This window comes from Vibrio sp. 10N.247.311.14, from assembly GCF_041467715.1.
Classification (GTDB): domain Bacteria; phylum Pseudomonadota; class Gammaproteobacteria; order Enterobacterales; family Vibrionaceae; genus Vibrio; species Vibrio crassostreae_C.
Genome location: NZ_JBFSVE010000076.1, coordinates 1 through 17,744, shown reverse-complemented (window position 1 = coordinate 17,744; position 17,744 = coordinate 1). Strand labels below are relative to the sequence as shown.

The following is a 17,744-nucleotide window of genomic DNA, read 5'->3' as shown; positions in this document are numbered from 1 at the left end:
AGTTCAAAAAAAATCCCCAAGCGTGGCTTAGGGATTTGTGTATAAGAGACAGGCCAGTTGGCTGCCTTTTTATTTATTCAGATCTGTTCAACGAGCGAGATTAGAGCAGATGCTTTTCTAGGTAGTGAGCAACGGCATCGTCTGCGTTACTGCCAATCACTTCATTGTCAGGTAGTGCTTTCATCACTTTCTCATGTGATGTACCCATGATTAGACCTTTACCCGCCATAGCCAGCATTTCAGCGTCGTTCATGCCATCACCAAAGGCAACACAGTTATCCAGAGTCAGGTTTAGTGATTTTGCAACAGCGTCTAGAGCGTGGCCTTTAGAGACTTCAGCGGCCATCACTTCCAGACACCAAGGTGTAGAGAAGGCGATGTTCAGTTTGTCGCCAAAAGCATCTCTTAGCTTTTGTTCAAACGTGACGAGATATTCGTGGTCTTGTTCTGGATGTGTGAAGAAGACTTTCGCGATGCCTTCGCTTGGTGCGTTTTCAGCTTCAAAGCGCTTGTAGCTAAAGCCAGACTCACTGTGGAATTTAGCCAACATTTCATCTTCACGGTCTAGTAACCAATCTTCATTCTGGTACATGTGAATAAAGAGGTTTGGATCTTGGCGCACAATATCAATAACTGGCTGAACGAGTTCCTGAGGTACGTTCTGGCTATACATCAGTTGATCGTTTTGGTCATGCACGCGTGCACCGTTTGAAGTGATCATGTACGCCGGAATACCTGCGATTTGACGAATCCCAGCTACATCGACGTGATGGCGACCCGTTGCGAAGATGAAGGTATAACCTTGGTCGTGTAATTTCTTAAGCGTTAGCTTGGTAAAGTCGCTTAGCTGATGGTTGGGAGCCAAAAGCGTACCATCTAAATCAGAAGCAACAATTTTCACGGAATCTTTTAGTGCAGAAATACTCATTTAACCCTCATTGCAAAATGCTTAACCAATATTGACGCTAGCCAGCGCTAGAATCGTTTTAACTACAATATCTCTAGGTAGAAATTGTATGCCAAATTCATGCAAGAAAAGAGGGCAAAGCTCACTTACTTCTCTTCCTCTTTAGCGCTTATTTTCTTGGTAGGTTGCTTAGCCTATTAGCTCTAGGCGAAAAACTGATTGATCGCATCCAGTGTTTGATTGCGATATTCATCCTGCTCAAACAACACCTCATGCCTAGAACCCTCAATCAACTTAAACTGACAATCAGAGTTGGTTTTCTTCAGCTTAGAGATGAACTTTACTTGAGCACTGTTACTGACAATCTTTTCATCCCCAGCTTGAATCAATAGCAGAGGGATCTTGATTTGACGAGTTTGTTGAATTGCTTGCTTGGCGGCCATTAACCCTTGCCACACCCAACGCGTGCTTGGTCCACCCACCTGCAAAGATGGAGACTCGTCATATAAGCGACGGAACCACTGATAGCGAACCTTACTGTGGCTCAGTAAGTTGTTTTCAAAAGGCTTCGAATAATATGCTTGTTGGCCCGGCGCGTAAGTTGGCTTGGCATAAAAAGCGGTAAGCACTTGTCCAACGATCATCGCGATAGGTTTCAGGTACCACTCGGTATTGATACCAAACATCGGAGCGCACAGAGTCACCTTATCAAACGGGTGGTCTGGATGGGTTTGTAGGTAGCGAGTGGCTATGGTGCTGCCCATTGAGTGTGCGAGCAGGTAGCGATTGGAATACTTACTGAGATCAAAACTGGCAATGACGTCAGACATGTCAGATTCATAATCATCAAACTCATGAATGTGACCAATGTCAGAGTCTGTTACCATACGTTCAGACTGGCCTTGACCTTGGTGGTCAAATGAATAAACGTCATAGCCTTGTTGATAAAAATCATAAAAGATTTCTTGGTATTTTTGGCAGCATTCGATACGGCCATTTGAAATCACAATAGCTTTGCTGTGCTTTTCTGAGGTGAGGCTGCACCAGTACAGTTTCTTTTTACCAGACGATGTTAAAAACCCCTCTTTTCTTTGTTGCCAAAGAGCGTTGATCGGGTGTTTAATCGCATGATCGAACTGAGGTTCTTGAGTGTAAGGGAAGGTGGCTTCGCTGTGGTTTTCCATGGGAAATTACCTGAACTGATGCGTGTGAGAGCTTTATTGCTACTAATGTTGTTAGATTAAAGAACTAGTAAGGAAATGCAAATGGATACTCATGTTTGGCTTGCTTATGTTGTCACAGCGATTTTGTTTAGCTTGGCTCCGGGCTCGGGTACCGTTAACTCAATCAGTAATGGGCTTAGCTATGGCACTAAAAAGTCACTCGCATCAATTGTTGGCTTACAGCTTGGTCTTGCGTTTCACATTATGCTGGTGGGCGCGGGTATCGGTGCACTCGTTGCTAAGTCTGCGTTGGCGTTCAGCATCATTAAGTGGGTCGGCGTGGTGTACTTACTTTGGTTAGGTATTCAAAAGTGGCGTGATAGCTCGAGCCTAGTAGCATCTGAAGAAAGCTCTACTCTGTCGAGTGGCAAACTGCTGAGAAACGCTGTGCTTATCAACCTAACTAACCCGAAATCAATCGTGTTTTTGGTGGCTTTGTTTCCTCAGTTTATTGACCCTACACAACCTCAAGCACCTCAGTTATTAGTGCTAGGTGTGACGACAGTATTCATTGATAGCGTTGTTATGTTGGGTTACACCTCATTAGCGTCACAAATGGGACGTTTTATTCGCTCTGATCGCATAATGGGTAAGATAAATAAAATATTTGGTGGTATGTTCATGGGCTGCGGTGCTTTGCTAGCTGCCGCGAAAGCTTAGATTAAGCGACTGAGTTATAGTTAAACCAATCAGAGTTATCAAGAAATGACCGCTACATACGTTGCTCGACAACCTATCTTAAATCGCAAGAGGAATACACTCGGCTATGAGTTGTTATTTCGCGATGGAGAAAAGAATGCGTACCCAGCGCATATTGAGTCTAATCGAGCAACGTATCGTCTGATTGTTGAGAACTTCTTGTCTGTTGGTCTTAACCCTTCTATTCCATCTTCACGCTGCTTTATCAACTTCCCTTATCAAAGTTTGATTCGTCGACTGCCCTTAAGTTTGCCGAAAGATAAGGTGGTGGTAGAGATTCTGGAAACCTGTAAACCAACAGATGAATTGTTGGAAGCGGTTAAAGACCTTTACCAAGCGGGTTACATGATTGCCCTAGATGATTTTACTTCGACCCCAGAATGGGAACGTTTCCTTAAATACACGCATATCGTAAAGCTCGATATTATGCAGATGGGTTTGGATGAAGCGTGTGATTTGGTTAGGGCGCATCAAGGGAAAAAGTTTAGCTTTTTGGCGGAGCGCGTTGAGACCGAACAAGAATTCCAGCAAGCCAAAGAGGCTGGCTTTAAGTTTTTCCAAGGTTACTTTTTCAATAAACCGGAAATCATCAAGAGTAAATACATTAGCCCTGAGCAAGTGATTGCTATGGAGCTGTTTCAAGAAGTGTGTAAGCCCGATGTGGACTTTCAACGGGTGGAGAGCATTGTCGCGAAAGATGTGGCGCTCTCATATAAGCTGCTGCGTTTTGTGAATACTATGTCGCCGCGCCTTGAAGTTACCATCTCTTCTTTTCGTCAGGCTTTGGTATATCTAGGTCAAGAGAAACTGAAAATGTTTGTCTCGTTAGCCGTCGCCTCTTATGTGTCCGATAAAAAGCCTAAAGAGCTGTATGGATTGTCTCTACAGCGTGCTCAGTTTTGTCAGCGTATGTCTCGCTATCAGGCATTTGAAGGGTATAGAGAACAGGCCTTTATGATTGGCTTATTCTCCTTGTTGGATGCTCTGTTGGACTTGTCGTTAGATAACTTAGTCGAGCAGTTGCCGCTGTGTAAAAGTATCAAGGTTGCTCTATTACGTAGAGAAGGGCCATATGGTACCTTGCTCGCACTTGAAGAGAGCTTTGAGCATGCCGATTGGCAACAGATTGATGAGCACTGCGCCGATTTAGGATTAAGCGTGGATCAGGTGAAAACGGAGCTTACTGAAGCGCGCCGTTGGAGCCATACCGTGACCAACAAGCTCTGATATTTCTTCGTTAAACTTTTATGACAATTGAAACGCACGCCTTGACGTGCGTTTTTTTATATCTAAGATATGTGTATATCCATATATGAGTATGTTTTTATGCTTCCTCACCAATTTTTTAAATTACTGTCCGATGAAACGCGAGTGCGTTGCTTAATGTTGATAGTTCGCAATGAGTGCTTATCGGTTGGTGAGTTGACTCAGGCATTGCAAGAAAGTCAGCCAAAGGTTTCACGCCATCTTGCGCAGCTGCGTTCAAACGGTGTTTTGACTGATGTTCGCCAGGGGCAGTGGGTGTTTTACCGCCTGTCACAAGATTTACCAGGTTGGATGCTAAAGTTAATTGACGACCTTATTGCATCGAACTGTTTGAAAACTGAATACCAGCAAGATATTGAGCGCTTAGAGTCGATGAACTCACGCCCAGTATGTTGCGTTTAAATACATTAAAACTTAATGCCGAAATAGTTGGAGTTGCAGCTAGGCGACAAGTGAACTTATCCCTATGAGCATAGTGGCTCTATGTAATTAGGGCGGCCGGCGCTCCGGTAAGTGAACGTAGTCAACAACGCTGCGGCTTCAAATATGAAGGCAATTAACTGAGAGAACAGAAAATGACAGTCAAAGTAGGTATTAATGGTTTTGGTCGTATCGGCCGTCTAGCACTTCGCGCAGCATTCGATTGGGATGAGCTAGAATTTGTTCAAATTAACGATGTTGCTGGCGACACAACAACACTGGCCCACCTTCTAGAATTTGATTCAGTTCAAGGTCGCTTTCACCACGAAGTAACTGCAGAAGGCGATGAGATGATCATTAATGGCCAGCGCATCAAGACCACACAAGAGCGCGACATCGATGCGATCGACTGGTCTGGTTGTGATGTGGTTATCGAAGCGACCGGTGTTCACCGTAAGACCTCTTTCCTAAACAAATACCTAGAGCAAGGCGTGAAGCGCGTTGTGGTATCGGCGCCAGTGAAAGAAGAAGGCATCGCAAACATCGTTGTTGGTGTGAATGACAATATCTTCGACCCTGCGGTACACAAAATCGTAACGGCAGCGTCTTGTACAACGAACTGTATCGCGCCAGTGGTTAAGGTGATCAACGAGAAGCTTGGTATCGAGAACGCAGCCTTCACCACTATTCACGATTTAACTAACACGCAAACTATTCTTGATGCGCCGCACAAAGACTTACGCCGCGCACGTGCATGTGGCATGAGTCTTATCCCAACAACGACGGGCAGCGCCAAAGCGATTGTTGAGATCTTCCCTGAGCTAGAAAACCGCATCAACGGCCACGCAGTTCGTGTACCGCTAGCGAACGCTTCTCTGACAGACATCATCTTCGAAGTGAAGCAAGACACCACGGCAGAAGAAGTTAACGCGATGCTGAAAGAAGCGTCTCAGAATGAACTAAAAGGTATTCTTGGCTTTGAAGAGCGTCCACTGGTTTCTATCGATTACAAAGGCGACCAACGCTCAACAATCGTGGATGCACTATCAACGATGTTGGTCGGTAAGCGCATGGTTAAGATCTACGCTTGGTACGACAATGAGATGGGTTACGCAACACGTACCGCTGAGCTTGTTCGTACCGTTGGCCTTGCTTAATAAGAATCTGGAGAAGATATAATGATACATCCAACATGGCAACTAGACCTAGAGCAAGGTGCGCTAGTGCTTACTCCGTGCCCAGGCACAAAAGAAGCAACGCTTGATGCATCACTGGCTCAGCTAAAAGAGCAAGGCGTTGAAGCTATCGTGACAGCACTTGATGACCATGAGCTTGCAAGCAAAGACGTGGCGGCACTTGGTGAAAAAACACGTGCGTTAGGTATGCAATGGTTCCAGATCGAAATTGAAGACGACTGTGCACCGGGTGCTGGTTTTGCTGCGAAGTGGCAAGCAGCTAGCCCTGAGCTACATAACATCGTCGATAACGGCGGCAAGGTTGCAATGCATTGTATGGGCGGCTCTGGTCGCACTGGTTTGTTCGCAGCTCACCTACTGTTAGAAAAAGGCTGGGATTTGAGCAAGGTAGTTCAAGAGGTGCAGGCACTGCGTCCAGGTGCCTTCACTAAACCTATCCAGGTTGAATACATTAATGGCGTAGCGAATAGCTAATAGTCATCAGTGTTAGACAGGGAGCTTTTGGTATCTGGAGTGTTGAACTTATCATGATCCAAAAGCTCTTTTTGTTTAGATTGCAGAGATAGCGTTATGTTTTCAAATCTAAGTAAGAGCGTTCGCCAATACATGTTGGTGACTTTTAACTACTGGAACTTCACCATTACTGATGGTGCACTTCGCATGTTGGTGGTTCTGTATTTTTACGACCTTGGCTACAGTTCGTTAGAAATCGCCTCACTGTTCCTTTTCTATGAATTCTTTGGTGTGGTGACTAACCTAATCGGTGGCTGGTTAGGGGCGCGTCTTGGCCTCAATAAGACCATGAACATTGGGTTAGGCATGCAAGTCGTCGCCTTGGGTATGCTCGCGGTGCCAACGGCAATGCTGACCATTCCTTGGGTCATGGCGGCGCAAGCCTTGTCTGGTATCGCTAAAGACCTCAATAAGATGAGTGCCAAGAGCTCAATTAAGACTCTGGTTCCTGATGAACAACAAGGCGCGCTTTATAAGTGGATTGCGATTCTGACCGGATCTAAGAATGCGCTTAAAGGGGCAGGCTTCTTTATTGGTGGTTTACTGCTTTCAACGATTGGCTTCCAATACGCCGTGCTCGCGATGGCAGCCGTGTTGGCATTGGTCTTCGTTGGCAGTGTGTTGAGCTTAGAAGCGGACATGGGCAAAGCGAAAACCAAGCCTAAGTTCAAACAGATCTTCTCTAAGTCTGAATCCATCAACATCCTATCCGCAGCACGTATGTTCCTGTTTGGCGCTCGTGATGTGTGGTTTGTGATTGCTTTGCCGATTTACCTAGGCAGTGTGTTTGGTTGGGATCACTCATGGGTTGGCGGTTTCTTAGCTGCTTGGACTATCGCTTATGGCTTTGTACAGGGCATAGCGCCGAAGATTACTGGTAAAACTCAAGGTAAGGTGCCAGATGGCCATGCCGCGCTGTTATGGGCTGGTGCGCTGGCTATAGTGACCGCTGCTATCGCTTATGCGGTACAGATTGGCTGGCAACCAGAGCTCGTTATCGTGGGTGGTTTGATGGTATTTGGTGCCATCTTTGCGGTGAACTCATCACTTCACTCATATTTGATAGTGAGTTATGCGAAAGGCGATGGCGTTTCTCTTGATGTCGGTTTCTACTACATGGCAAACGCGATGGGCCGTTTGATTGGCACGATATTGTCGGGCTTGGTATTCCAAATGGCAGGTTTGTCTGCGTGTCTGTGGGTTTCCTTCGCATTCTTGGCGATAACGACAGTGATCTCTCTGCGTTTACCGAAAGTGCCGCAAATTTCAGCGGCATAAGCTTCAGCCACATGAGCCTCATTTGTGAGAGCTCAAGTCGCAGAAGCTAGAGTCGTATGAGCTAAATTCGCGATAAGTATCTCCTTTAACACTAAGCTGACTTGGTATTTATTCCGGTCAGCTTTTTTATTGCTATAGTAGAATGATTGAATATTAATCAGGCATTTACATGAAGCAGCGAATTCTCTTTTTTGATTTAGCACGATGTGTCGCGGCCGTAGCGGTTATCGCGATTCATGTTTTGGCGCCTTATCGCAATGAGTTGGGCACTATTCCTTTCGGTGAATGGCTTACTGCCATTACGGTAAACGGTTTCAGCCGCTGGGCAGTACCTGTGTTCATTTTGATTACTGGAGCACTGATGCTCAGTGATCAGCGCCCGTTTGACGCCAAATACTACCTCAAGCGTCGTTTGGGCAAGGTACTGATACCTTTCATTGTCTGGTCGCTTTTCTATACCTATCTGTCGGGCTGGTCGGCAATGGGCTTTGATGCCGACGTCAGTTGGGACGTGTTGCTTAATAGCTACCATCATTACACCTATTACCACCTTGGTTTCTTCTATTACTTCATCCCACTCTATTTTGTGATTCCGTTCTTGCAGATCATGGTTAGAAAGTACGGTGATAGATCGGTCTATGCCTTTACGGCGGTATGGTTGTTCACAACATTGCTGTTCTTACTGAAAATCGATGGCCCTTGGAGTCACGAATTGTGGTTGTACACAGGTTACTTACCATTGGGTTACTTGCTGTATAAGATTGTGCCACTTAACAAGATGACCGTTGGCGTGAGTGTGTTACTGGGTGGGCTAGCGTTACTAACCACGGTTTACATGGTGGTTGATGCAAGCTTGGTAGCAGAAGAGTACACGGTAGGGCGCTGGCTATCTTACAAAACGTTGAATACCGTATTAGCCGCGAGCATGGTGTTCATGGTATGCCGATACTATGGTGAAGGCCTGTCTGAGAAGAGTAACCAAGTGGTTGGCTTTATCAGTAAGCACAGCTTAGGTATTTACCTGCTGCACCCGATTTTCTTGTGGCCGATGAAAGAGTTTGGTTGGTACCAAGGACATCCGGCATGGGTTATTCCATTATGGATTGTGATCAGCGGAGCTGGCGCATTATGGATGAGCTGGTTGGTGTCTAAGTCAGAGAAAACGCGTTGGTTATTGCCTTAGCGGTGATTGCTAAGGCTTTCTGATGGATTGCTTAGGGACGACAGTTGAAGCGGCTGACGTTTAGCGCTTCAACGCAAAGTGTAAGAACTTATCGCCTTTGTAGGTTAAGGTTCCTTTGTCGCCAGGGTTAAGGGCGTGGAAATAGTGGATGCCGACTTGGAATTCTCGCTTCGGACCAACCACACCACGTTGAACGTAAATCCAGTACTCTTGATCTTCTTGGCCCGGTTCTGCGTCAGGAAGGTCGATCGATTGTTTGTCTAACACCGTGACATTCACTTTCTTCTCTGGCGCATTTTCACCTTGCGAGTGTTTTCGATAGAAACCAATAAATACCCAAGCCGCTAGAGCAGCGAGAGCAAAGATGGCAAAAAAGAGTGAATTAGGCATATAACCTCCATGTAGTCGTGATGGTTATTCTAGTCTTTCAGGCAATAGGGATATGTGTTTAAAGCCGTTATTCGTGAACTGTTGTAAGCCAAGCTGATTATTTTTCGGCAGACATCACATTTAATGGTCAGTTTGGGATAAAGCATTGTTATTTATTGTCTCTTTCTCTCGTAAATAACAGTGATTTTGTATAAGAATAGGGAAATGCTCGACTAGAATTATAGTGTGGAGTGGGAGGGCTAAGATGACCGATATTGAAAAAGTGGTGACAAGAACTCGCAATATAGAGAAATTATTGAGGCTTCAATATCATGCCGAAGGCGAAGGATTGCATGAGCTTGTAACAAGCTGTGAAGAAAGGCTACCGCACGATATGGTGAGCAAGCTGCGCTATATCGCAACGTGTCGTAATAAGGTAGTCAATGAACATGAGGCTAAGTTGGAAGACCAACATAAGTTCATCATGATGTGTAACGACTGTGAGAAGGAGCTGACTCCACGTAGTGGTCGTTTTATCTGGCGAGTTGCGATCTTACTGATGATGGCAATGACTTTAGCTGCCGCAGGTTTCTATTATGCGAACTGGGATGTGCTAACACTGCATCTGTTTTCGAAGTGAAAAAATTGAACAAAAAAAGGGACGCTCATGGCGTCCCTTTTTTTATCTGTAACTTGCTTAGTACATCATCGGTAGTGTCATTAGACCTACAACTACCGCGATCATTACAAGTCCTTGTCTTTGCGAAGATGAAATCATAACACTACTCCTAAATTTGGTTGTCTCTCGCTATGTTTTAAAGAATAGCACTACTTATGGCCTTAGATCAAGAATTACTTTCGAAAGCTTTAAAAGTAGTAGAAAACTATGAGTTTTTGGCTTGTTTGGCAGTGTTTAACTGTGTTTTATGGTGTGTTCTTATTTTGTTCGTTGTGATTTATGTTTGTTCTAATTTGATTTAACTTGTTGTTTTGTAATGGTTGTTTTGTGTAATTTATATTGTTAAAGGTTGTTAAACTGTATTAATAGGGGCTGGTGGTGGCTAGGTTTGTTTTGGTTGGTTTTTTAAGTTTTCGACTTGGTTTTTGTGGCGGTTTTTACCGGGGGCTTGAAATAACCTGACAAAACTGGGATTTAAAAAAAGAAAACTGGCTACTTTACAAGTCTAGGCTTGGTTGGCGTTTTTATTTCCTTATTAATCTTGAGTTTGTTTATTTAAGTTATTGTTATTATTTACTTTAAATGTGGTTATTTTAATTTTTTAAGTGTGGTGTTTTACGGAATTAGGCCGGTTTTGGTGGGGTCGATAGGTTAGAATTGGCCAAAATTCAAGTATGGCGACTCTAATGCCAGTTTGAATGGGTTTTATGATGATTCGTTCTAGTTTTAAACGAATGGCCATTGTCATGGTGGTAATTGTTACGACTTCAATCTAAAGAGACTCTTTTTAGTGGAAGCGTAATCAAGATCCAATTTTGAGGCGCTGAGGCTTTACATCAACACTCGTGTGCCTAGACTGGCGACGATTTAAAGCAATAGGGCAAATGGTATGTGGAGTTGGTTGGCGGTTTCCTTGTCTGGTATCGGAGCAATAGCAGGAACGAAACATGGACATATCGGTCAGGCCTTATCGTATAAGGTTTTTACCTTTGTATTATTAGCGACAATTGCTTTAACTCAGTCGGTTGTGGCTGACTTTACCTATTGGATAGTTGCGGGGTTGGCTATCTCTGCGATCGCAGATGTCCTGCATACTCTCACTCAAAAACGCCCTCTGCATTTTGTCTGCTTCTTATTGGCTCAACTCTGTTACAGCAAAGCTTTTTGGTTACAGCTATCAGGTGAAATGGTTTGGTGGTTGTTCGCGCTGTTATTGGCAGCTTGCGTTGTTGCTTTCTTTTTACTGCTGCCACGCTTAGACAAACTCGTTTTTCCCGTGGTCATCATGGGCATTGTGCTTATTCAGTTAGCATGGGCTTCTGGTGAGGTTTGGCTGCTGGATCCTCAGTTATCACACGCGGTCGGTTTTGCTGGCTGTAGCGTGCTGCTCCTTTCGGCCTTAGCTTATGCGCTAAACAGTTACCGCAGCCCAATCAAGGGCGCTTACTTTTGGGTAACGGGCAGTTACTTTCTCGCACACGCTCTCATTGTTGCTTCCCTTACCATTTAGGGTAGAGCTAGCTTAATTCTGAGCTACATCAAGGCAGCTAAGATGAAAGTAGGTACTCTACGTCTACTTCATTAAACATGAGATAGAGTTATGACTACCGAAATTCATGCACACAACGTTTTAAACCTACTGAGTGAAAAGCCCCTGACTCGTGAAGAGTTGACGCAAGAGCTCGCTCAAACTTACGGCGCAGAAGCTCGCTTCCATACGTGTAAGCTAAATGGTCTGGATTTGGATAGCTTGCTGAAATTTTTCCTGAAGATGGAAAAGGTCGTGGTTATTGATGACAAACTTTGCACCAATCGCGACCGTGTGTGTAACCACTAATTCCCAGAGATTTGGTTTTTTGAGCCTTTTGGCGTTTATAGATAAGAAGAGTGGATGCGACGTTTCGGCTTCACTCTTAAATTATCTTTTTACTTTTCTCCTTTCTATTTGCTCTCGAAAAATTCCCTTCTAATTACATAAGTTAATCCTTTTATTACTGCGTTCGAAAATCAATGTTGAGGCTGCTATACTCCGCGCACTTACGCTTTTCGAGACAAACTTATGGAAATCTTATCTGCAGCAACCATGCTGTTTCTTATCATGGACCCGCTTGGCAACTTGCCAATCGTGCTCTCTATCCTTAAGCATATTGACCCGAAGCGTCGCCGTATTGTTCTGATTCGTGAGCTGATGTTCGCACTGGTTATCTTGCTGCTGTTCTTATTTGCGGGTCAAAGCATCATGAACTTCCTGCACGTGCAGCCTGAAACCTTGAGTATCTCTGGCGGTATTATTCTGTTTATTATCGCAATTAAGATGATTTTCCCAAGTGCGGGTAGTATTACTGGCCTCGCGGCGGGTGAAGAACCGTTTATTGTGCCGATGGCGATCCCAATGATTGCTGGCCCTTCAGTGATTGCGGCATTGATTCTGTTGTCGACACAGCACCCTGACAATATGTTAGAGCTTTCAGGCGCAGTGATGCTGGCTTGGGGTGCTACCTTCTTTATTCTGATGTTTAATGGCTTCTTCCTGCGAGTGCTGGGAGAGAGAGGTCTTAAAGCCATCGAACGCTTGATGGGCTTGTTGTTGGTTATGCTGTCGACGCAAATGTTCCTCGATGGTGTGAAAGGCTACATGGGCTAACATCAATATGATTGCTGAATAAAAAAACGCCGCTCAAATGAGCGGCGTTTTTGTCTCTACTGTTTCTGTCATGATGTTTTCTGTAGCTAAGCGTTTTATATCTGGGCTTAAGCTCGATTACATCATGTGTTTGCGTCGGATATCGAGTAAGGCGAAGACACCGAAAATCAATATTGACCACTTCTCCCAACGTGACATCTCGATCTTATCGCCGAATGCACCGATGAAAATCAGCATCTGCAGGCCGTGCATGAAGAACAAGAATGCTGTCATGATATAAAGCGCAATCGCAGCATTACCCGGGAACGGGTAGAAAATATTTACGATCAAGATAAACCAAACAAAGGCGATGGCTGCTTTTGCTAGTGGAAGCAAGAACTTCATTCAATAACTCCTATTCTTCAGTAATTCGATTGAACAGTCGGTAGCTTGACTGTCCGGTGGTCTTATCGCGATGCAATTCCCAGTTCTCTGGCATAGCTTCGAGTTTCAGTTCTTTCTCTGTCTCGACGTAAATGATGGCATTGTCTGCAAGCCAACCGTTACTCTCAAGCAGTTGTACTGTTTCTGCCAGTAAGCCTTTGCGAAATGGTGGATCAAGGAAAACCATATCGTAAGGAGTGCCTGGTTTCTTAAGGAAAGAGATAGCATCAGTATTCACGACATTAATGTTGTCTGCCTTGAGCTCTTTCGCGTTATCAGAAAGCTGTTTAGCCGCCTTTTGATTCATTTCGAGCAGTGTCACCATTTTGGCTTGGCGAGAAGCTGCTTCAAAACCTAGACCGCCAGAACCGGCAAATACATCCAAGCAAGTTGAATGTGGGATATCTTGAGCCACCCAGTTAAAGAGTGTTTCTTTTACTCGGTCAATGGTTGGGCGTAATCCTTCTAAATCATGAACAGGCAGCTTTCTACCTCTCCATGAGCCACTAATAATTCGAACAAAGCCTCCGGATGGCTTTTTTTGTGATGTGTTTTGCTGGCGACGTCTTACCATAGATTTTTTGACCGCTAATAAAGTGATACTATACCGAGCCCAATTTAAGTGGGTTCGTGTATTAAATAAATTTGCAATGACAAAGTGTATCAAGCTAAAAGCAAACTTATCACTGCTTTGTCATTTTTCTTTACTATTCGTTTGTACAAGCTTGTATTGTATAACAATAGCAAAGAGTCGACGTGTATTAAGTCAATACAGCTAATTAGTAGATCTAGGAAACTCCTCTGATGACGGAAAAAAAGAAGCGCGGATTATTATCGTGGCTTGGTTTTGGTGAAGAAGAACAAAGCCCAAAAACTCAGAATGAAGCGAACGTAGAAAGCGTTGAAGATCAAACTGAAGTTGAATCACAAGTTGAGGCTGAACAGGTCGCGCCTGAAGCTGAACAAGTTAAGCCAACTGAATCTGAGCAAGCGCTTGAAGAAGCTCAACAAGAGCAGCAACCTGTCGCAGCAGAAGCAGAAGCAGAAGCAGAAGCAGAAGCAGAAGCAGAAGCAGAACAGGAAGAAGTGGCAGTTCCTCAAGCTAAGGTTGAAGAAGTACAAGAGAAGCCGACAGAAAGCTTCTTTGCTCGTCTTAAGCGCAGCCTAAGCCGCACTAAAGCAAACATCGGTGCTGGTTTCTTTGGTCTGTTCAAAGGCAAGCAAATCGATGAAGACCTGTTTGAAGAGCTAGAAGAGCAACTTCTGATTGCTGACGTGGGTATGAATACCACGGTTAAGATCATTGAAAACCTGACAGAAAAAGCATCTCGCAATGACCTAAAAGACGGTGAAGCGCTTTATGGTCTGCTCAAAGAAGAGATGGCAGACATCTTAAGCCAAGTGGAACAGCCACTGGTTGTTGATACCACTAAAACACCTTACGTTATCTTAATGGTGGGTGTGAACGGTGTAGGTAAGACAACTACGATCGGTAAGCTGGCGAAACAATTCCAAAATGAAGGCAAGAAAGTGATGCTAGCAGCGGGTGATACCTTCCGTGCTGCAGCCGTTGAACAGCTTCAGGTTTGGGGTCAGCGTAACGATGTGCCAGTTATCGCTCAACACACTGGTGCGGACAGTGCGTCTGTTATCTACGATGCGATTGAAGCAGCGAAGGCTCGTGGTGTTGATGTTGTGATTGCTGATACAGCCGGTCGTTTGCAGAACAAGAGCAACCTGATGGAAGAGCTACGCAAGATCGTTCGTGTAATGAAGAAGATTGATGACTCTGCGCCACACGAAATCATGCTAACGCTCGATGCAGGTACAGGTCAGAACGCTATCAGCCAAGCGAAGTTGTTCAGTGAAGTGGCTCCAGTTACGGGTATTACACTGACTAAGCTAGATGGTACGGCGAAAGGTGGTGTAATTTTCTCAATTGCTGACCAGTTCCAGATTCCAATCCGCTACATTGGTGTGGGTGAAGGTATTGATGACCTGCGTCCATTTGAATCTAAAGACTTCATTGAAGCACTATTTAGCCGCGAAGAGTAACGCGAGTAGCAAAGTGGTTTATCCTTAATCTGCTACCGTTTTTAAATTTGATATTAGTGATCGTAAGAGGAATTTTCGGTGATCAAATTTCAGCAAGTGAGTAAAGCCTACCGAGGTGGAAGACAAGCGCTCCAAAAAGTGGACTTTCACCTGAAACGTGGAGAGATGGCTTTTTTGGGTGGGCACTCTGGGGCTGGTAAAAGTACCTTGCTGAAGTTGATCTGCGCGATAGAGCGTCCAACTGATGGACGTGTCTGGTTCAACGATCACGATATCACTCGTATCCCAGCCAAAGACATTCCTTTCTTACGCCGTAATATTGGGATTGTTTTTCAAGACCATCGCCTGCTGATGGACCGTTCGATTTTCGATAACGTCGCTCTGCCTATGCGTATTGAATCTATTTCTGAAAACGAAATAAAACGCCGAGTCAGTGCTGCGTTGGATAAAACCGGTTTATTAGATAAAGCCCGTTGTTTGCCAAGCCAACTTTCTGGTGGTGAACAACAACGCGTGGGTATTGCTCGCGCCGTGGTTAACCGTCCAACTCTGCTTTTAGCCGATGAGCCTACCGGTAATCTAGACCCTGAATTATCTAACCGTGTGTTGCGATTATTTGAAGAATTCAACCGCGCAGGTGTGACGATCATCCTAGCGACGCATGATATCGGGTTAGTGAACACTCGCCCTCAGTACCGCCATCTTGAATTAAACCAAGGATTTTTGAGTGAGGTTGAAGACTATGGCCGCGAATAAGCGCATCAAAAAACCTCAATCTAATCGAGCAGCAAACCGCGCTTCAAGCGACGGCTTCTTTGTTGTTCACTGGAAACAAGCCAAGTCATCGTTCTCGCAAATGTGGCAGCGCCCGTTAGGCAACTTACTGACCCTTGCGGTGATCTCTATGGCGTTGGCGATGCCAGCTTGTTTGTACCTATTAGGTAAAAATGTAGGGGAAGTGGCGCAAGATGTCACTAGCCCGTCACAAATAAGTGCTTATGTAGAGGATGGTATTCCAGAGCCACGAGTAATGGTGCTTAAGGATGAAATCGAAAGTTGGGATCAAGTTGAGCTCGTGGAGTACATTTCTCCGCAGCAAGGGCTTGCAGACCTCAGCCAGTATTCTGGTTTTGAAGACGCCCTAACCATTCTCGACGATTATTCACTGCCAGGTGTGCTGGTGATTACGCCAAGCGTGCACAGCGATACCTTAATTAAAGAGCTGGCAGGCACAGTTAAACAACAAGAATTAGTGACCGATGTTCGCCTAGACGAAGATTGGTTAGCGCGATTAGATGCGATCAAAGCATTAGCGGCTGTCATCGTGATTACCTTAACGGTATTGATGCTGGGCGCGGTATTTCTGATTATCGGCAATACACTACGATTTAATGTGTTGGCGCATAAAGAAGAGATTCAAACCATGAAGCTGATTGGTGCGACCGACAGCTACATTCTTCGACCATACCTTTATGCTGGGATGTGGTTTGGCGTTTTAGGTTCGATTAGCGCTTGGGTAATGACGGCATTGATTACCGTATTGCTGAACAGCGCGGTGGATGACTTGGCTCAGCTATACGACAGCCACTTCCGTTTAATTGGCCTGAGTTGGGATGAATCTTTACTGCTTTTGATCGTCGGAACTCTGCTTGGTAGTGTGGCTGCAAAGCTTTCTGCACAGCGTCACCTAAAAGAAATTGAACCAGTTTAGGTGAATAGAGTCATATTTAGACGAAAAATAGGCACTTCTTAACCAGTTTTTGCCTTGTATAGACGAATTGATTATGCATAATTACTTCCCCCTCCTTGAAACCTGTTCATTTTAGGTTCAAGATTGTAGGGTTTTAATAGATGTATTACTCCAGATCAGAGATTGATGAGGAACCGAATGGCAAACCAAGCGTATCAAATGGCTTTAGTCACACAAGATAGTTTAGATAGCTATATCCGCTCAGCGAACAGCTACCCTATGCTGACTCCTGAAGAGGAACGTGGACTTGCAGAGCGATTACATTACAAAGGTGAGATCGACGCTGCGAAAGGCTTGATCCTTTCCCACCTAAGATTCGTGGTGCACGTTGCAAGAGGCTACTCTGGCTACGGGCTACCAATGGCTGATCTCGTCCAAGAAGGTAACATCGGCTTGATGAAGGCTGTTAAGCGCTTCAATCCAGAAGTTGGTGTTCGTCTCGTCTCGTTTGCTGTTCACTGGATCAAAGCTGAAATCCATGAATACGTTCTACGTAACTGGCGTATCGTTAAAATTGCGACCACTAAGGCACAGCGTAAACTGTTCTTTAACCTTCGTAAGTCTAAAAAGCGTTTGGGTTGGTTCAATAACGGTGAAGTTGAGACGGTTGCTCGTGAACTGGGTGTTGAGCCTTCAGAAGTTCGTGAGATGGAATCTCGCTTAGCAGCACAAGATGCGACGTTTGAAGCGCCTATGGACGATGACGATGGCGGTTCTGCTTACACTGCTCCAGTTTACTACCTAGAAGACAAGGCGTCAGACGTTGCTGAGACGGTTGAAGCGGCTAACTGGGAGTCACACACCAATAATCGCCTAGGGCTAGCACTAGCAAGCTTAGACGAGCGTAGCCAACACATTGTTCGCTCACGTTGGTTAGACGACAACAAGGCAACCCTGCAAGACTTAGCGGATACCTACAGTATCTCAGCTGAGCGTGTTCGCCAGTTAGAAAAGAATGCGATGAAGAAATTGAAACAAGCCGTTGGTGATTTCTAATAGCATCTAGTTTCTATTAGCTTCTACTTTCTAGTAGAGCTAACAAATAGCTGAATTTTGAAAAGGCCGAGATCGAGAGATCTCGGCCTTTTTGTTGTGCGCCGAGCATGGCGTTGATCTAGGAGGTGAAAGTCCTCTACGGG

At 44.9% G+C, this 17,744-nt stretch carries 20 protein-coding genes; 15 read left to right on the top strand and 5 right to left on the bottom strand.

The genetic code is table 11. The features are described 5' to 3' along the window. Positions 1-100 precede the first annotated feature (100 nt). Together AB6F11_RS20400 and AB6F11_RS20395 are read right to left on the bottom strand one after the other, a co-directional pair. Positions 101-928: a Cof-type HAD-IIB family hydrolase gene (locus AB6F11_RS20400; RefSeq protein ID WP_065584269.1), complete on the bottom strand. Its 828-nt coding sequence runs from the start codon at positions 926-928 to the stop codon at positions 101-103. A 182-nt stretch (positions 929-1,110) separates the two neighbouring features. Further along, positions 1,111-2,091 (bottom strand): alpha/beta fold hydrolase, encoded by a 981-nt coding sequence (locus AB6F11_RS20395; protein WP_017061023.1) that lies wholly within the window; start codon positions 2,089-2,091, stop codon positions 1,111-1,113. A gap of 81 nt (positions 2,092-2,172) precedes the next feature. Between AB6F11_RS20395 and rhtB the strand changes: the two genes are divergently transcribed. The 7 genes from rhtB (at position 2,173) to AB6F11_RS20360 (ending at position 8,685) form a co-directional block, all read left to right on the top strand. After that, the gene (rhtB, locus tag AB6F11_RS20390; RefSeq protein WP_102393078.1) at positions 2,173-2,790 is read left to right on the top strand and encodes a homoserine/homoserine lactone efflux protein; all 618 of its coding nucleotides are present in this window, start codon (positions 2,173-2,175) and stop codon (positions 2,788-2,790) included. Positions 2,791-2,835: 45 nt separating this feature from the next. Next, on the top strand, positions 2,836-4,056 hold the full coding sequence (locus AB6F11_RS20385) for an EAL and HDOD domain-containing protein (protein WP_017061025.1): 1,221 nt from the start codon (positions 2,836-2,838) through the stop codon (positions 4,054-4,056). 99 nt (positions 4,057-4,155) lie between these two features. After that, entirely contained in the window at positions 4,156-4,497 is a 342-nt protein-coding gene (locus AB6F11_RS20380; protein WP_017061026.1) for a metalloregulator ArsR/SmtB family transcription factor, read from the top strand. A 173-nt stretch (positions 4,498-4,670) separates the two neighbouring features. Further along, on the top strand, positions 4,671-5,672 hold the full coding sequence (locus AB6F11_RS20375; RefSeq protein WP_017061027.1) for an ArsJ-associated glyceraldehyde-3-phosphate dehydrogenase: 1,002 nt from the start codon (positions 4,671-4,673) through the stop codon (positions 5,670-5,672). A gap of 21 nt (positions 5,673-5,693) precedes the next feature. Continuing rightward, a complete protein-coding gene (locus AB6F11_RS20370; protein ID WP_017061028.1) occupies positions 5,694-6,185 on the top strand; it encodes a cyclin-dependent kinase inhibitor 3 family protein in 492 nt (163 codons plus the stop codon). Positions 6,186-6,281: 96 nt separating this feature from the next. Then, positions 6,282-7,502, top strand: a complete 1,221-nt coding sequence (gene arsJ / locus AB6F11_RS20365; RefSeq protein WP_102393079.1) for an organoarsenical effux MFS transporter ArsJ — start codon at positions 6,282-6,284, stop codon at positions 7,500-7,502. 169 nt (positions 7,503-7,671) lie between these two features. Continuing rightward, positions 7,672-8,685, top strand: coding sequence for an acyltransferase (locus AB6F11_RS20360; protein ID WP_017061031.1), 1,014 nt, complete (start codon positions 7,672-7,674; stop codon positions 8,683-8,685). Between the two features lie 60 nt (positions 8,686-8,745). On the opposite strand, the gene AB6F11_RS20355 is transcribed toward AB6F11_RS20360, so the two are convergent. Further along, on the bottom strand, positions 8,746-9,075 hold the full coding sequence (locus tag AB6F11_RS20355; protein ID WP_102393080.1) for a DUF2500 domain-containing protein: 330 nt from the start codon (positions 9,073-9,075) through the stop codon (positions 8,746-8,748). Positions 9,076-9,319: 244 nt separating this feature from the next. On the opposite strand from AB6F11_RS20355, the gene AB6F11_RS20350 reads away from it, so the two are divergent. The 4 genes from AB6F11_RS20350 to AB6F11_RS20335 all read left to right on the top strand — a co-directional run bounded on the left by AB6F11_RS20350 (position 9,320) and on the right by AB6F11_RS20335 (position 12,377). Continuing rightward, the gene (locus tag AB6F11_RS20350) at positions 9,320-9,694 is read left to right on the top strand and encodes a hypothetical protein (protein ID WP_004736595.1); all 375 of its coding nucleotides are present in this window, start codon (positions 9,320-9,322) and stop codon (positions 9,692-9,694) included. 928 nt (positions 9,695-10,622) lie between these two features. Continuing rightward, positions 10,623-11,243, top strand: a complete 621-nt coding sequence (locus tag AB6F11_RS20345; RefSeq protein ID WP_102393081.1) for a lysoplasmalogenase — start codon at positions 10,623-10,625, stop codon at positions 11,241-11,243. Between the two features lie 90 nt (positions 11,244-11,333). Further along, positions 11,334-11,570 carry a YecH family metal-binding protein gene (locus AB6F11_RS20340; protein WP_102393082.1) on the top strand — a complete coding sequence of 79 codons (237 nt, stop codon included), beginning with the start codon at positions 11,334-11,336 and terminating at the stop codon, positions 11,568-11,570. Positions 11,571-11,792: 222 nt separating this feature from the next. Continuing rightward, entirely contained in the window at positions 11,793-12,377 is a 585-nt protein-coding gene (locus tag AB6F11_RS20335) for a YhgN family NAAT transporter (protein WP_102321185.1), read from the top strand. Positions 12,378-12,494: 117 nt separating this feature from the next. Here AB6F11_RS20335 and AB6F11_RS20330 read toward each other — a convergent pair whose 3' ends face one another. Next, entirely contained in the window at positions 12,495-12,761 is a 267-nt protein-coding gene (locus AB6F11_RS20330) for a DUF1145 domain-containing protein (RefSeq protein ID WP_016784000.1), read from the bottom strand. 10 nt (positions 12,762-12,771) lie between these two features. After that, positions 12,772-13,374, bottom strand: coding sequence for a 16S rRNA (guanine(966)-N(2))-methyltransferase RsmD (gene rsmD, locus AB6F11_RS20325; protein ID WP_017061036.1), 603 nt, complete (start codon positions 13,372-13,374; stop codon positions 12,772-12,774). A 230-nt stretch (positions 13,375-13,604) separates the two neighbouring features. On the opposite strand from rsmD, the gene ftsY reads away from it, so the two are divergent. The 4 genes from ftsY (at position 13,605) to rpoH (ending at position 17,601) form a co-directional block, all read left to right on the top strand. Further along, complete coding sequence (gene ftsY / locus AB6F11_RS20320; RefSeq protein ID WP_102393083.1) at positions 13,605-14,855, top strand: signal recognition particle-docking protein FtsY; 1,251 nt, start codon at positions 13,605-13,607, stop codon at positions 14,853-14,855. Between the two features lie 78 nt (positions 14,856-14,933). Further along, entirely contained in the window at positions 14,934-15,611 is a 678-nt protein-coding gene (ftsE, locus tag AB6F11_RS20315) for a cell division ATP-binding protein FtsE (RefSeq protein WP_004736585.1), read from the top strand. Next, the gene (ftsX, locus tag AB6F11_RS20310; RefSeq protein WP_017061038.1) at positions 15,598-16,566 is read left to right on the top strand and encodes a permease-like cell division protein FtsX; all 969 of its coding nucleotides are present in this window, start codon (positions 15,598-15,600) and stop codon (positions 16,564-16,566) included. The genes ftsE and ftsX overlap by 14 nt, the downstream gene beginning before the upstream one ends. A 177-nt stretch (positions 16,567-16,743) precedes the next feature. After that, positions 16,744-17,601, top strand: a complete 858-nt coding sequence (rpoH, locus tag AB6F11_RS20305; protein ID WP_017055518.1) for an RNA polymerase sigma factor RpoH — start codon at positions 16,744-16,746, stop codon at positions 17,599-17,601. The last annotated feature ends 143 nt before the right edge of the window (positions 17,602-17,744 follow it).

What these genes read in the sequence shown, in the direction of transcription:
- AB6F11_RS20400 (WP_065584269.1), bottom strand. Translation starts at nt 928, where the DNA reads ATGAGTATTTCTGCACTAAAAGATTCCGTGAAAATTGTTGCTTCTGAT.
- AB6F11_RS20395 (WP_017061023.1), bottom strand. Translation starts at nt 2,091, where the DNA reads ATGGAAAACCACAGCGAAGCCACCTTCCCTTACACTCAAGAACCTCAG.
- rhtB (WP_102393078.1), top strand. Translation starts at nt 2,173, where the DNA reads ATGGATACTCATGTTTGGCTTGCTTATGTTGTCACAGCGATTTTGTTT.
- AB6F11_RS20385 (WP_017061025.1), top strand. Translation starts at nt 2,836, where the DNA reads ATGACCGCTACATACGTTGCTCGACAACCTATCTTAAATCGCAAGAGG.
- AB6F11_RS20380 (WP_017061026.1), top strand. Translation starts at nt 4,156, where the DNA reads ATGCTTCCTCACCAATTTTTTAAATTACTGTCCGATGAAACGCGAGTG.
- AB6F11_RS20375 (WP_017061027.1), top strand. Translation starts at nt 4,671, where the DNA reads ATGACAGTCAAAGTAGGTATTAATGGTTTTGGTCGTATCGGCCGTCTA.
- AB6F11_RS20370 (WP_017061028.1), top strand. Translation starts at nt 5,694, where the DNA reads ATGATACATCCAACATGGCAACTAGACCTAGAGCAAGGTGCGCTAGTG.
- arsJ (WP_102393079.1), top strand. Translation starts at nt 6,282, where the DNA reads ATGTTTTCAAATCTAAGTAAGAGCGTTCGCCAATACATGTTGGTGACT.
- AB6F11_RS20360 (WP_017061031.1), top strand. Translation starts at nt 7,672, where the DNA reads ATGAAGCAGCGAATTCTCTTTTTTGATTTAGCACGATGTGTCGCGGCC.
- AB6F11_RS20355 (WP_102393080.1), bottom strand. Translation starts at nt 9,075, where the DNA reads ATGCCTAATTCACTCTTTTTTGCCATCTTTGCTCTCGCTGCTCTAGCG.
- AB6F11_RS20350 (WP_004736595.1), top strand. Translation starts at nt 9,320, where the DNA reads ATGACCGATATTGAAAAAGTGGTGACAAGAACTCGCAATATAGAGAAA.
- AB6F11_RS20345 (WP_102393081.1), top strand. Translation starts at nt 10,623, where the DNA reads ATGTGGAGTTGGTTGGCGGTTTCCTTGTCTGGTATCGGAGCAATAGCA.
- AB6F11_RS20340 (WP_102393082.1), top strand. Translation starts at nt 11,334, where the DNA reads ATGACTACCGAAATTCATGCACACAACGTTTTAAACCTACTGAGTGAA.
- AB6F11_RS20335 (WP_102321185.1), top strand. Translation starts at nt 11,793, where the DNA reads ATGGAAATCTTATCTGCAGCAACCATGCTGTTTCTTATCATGGACCCG.
- AB6F11_RS20330 (WP_016784000.1), bottom strand. Translation starts at nt 12,761, where the DNA reads ATGAAGTTCTTGCTTCCACTAGCAAAAGCAGCCATCGCCTTTGTTTGG.
- rsmD (WP_017061036.1), bottom strand. Translation starts at nt 13,374, where the DNA reads ATGGTAAGACGTCGCCAGCAAAACACATCACAAAAAAAGCCATCCGGA.
- ftsY (WP_102393083.1), top strand. Translation starts at nt 13,605, where the DNA reads ATGACGGAAAAAAAGAAGCGCGGATTATTATCGTGGCTTGGTTTTGGT.
- ftsX (WP_017061038.1), top strand. Translation starts at nt 15,598, where the DNA reads ATGGCCGCGAATAAGCGCATCAAAAAACCTCAATCTAATCGAGCAGCA.
- rpoH (WP_017055518.1), top strand. Translation starts at nt 16,744, where the DNA reads ATGGCAAACCAAGCGTATCAAATGGCTTTAGTCACACAAGATAGTTTA.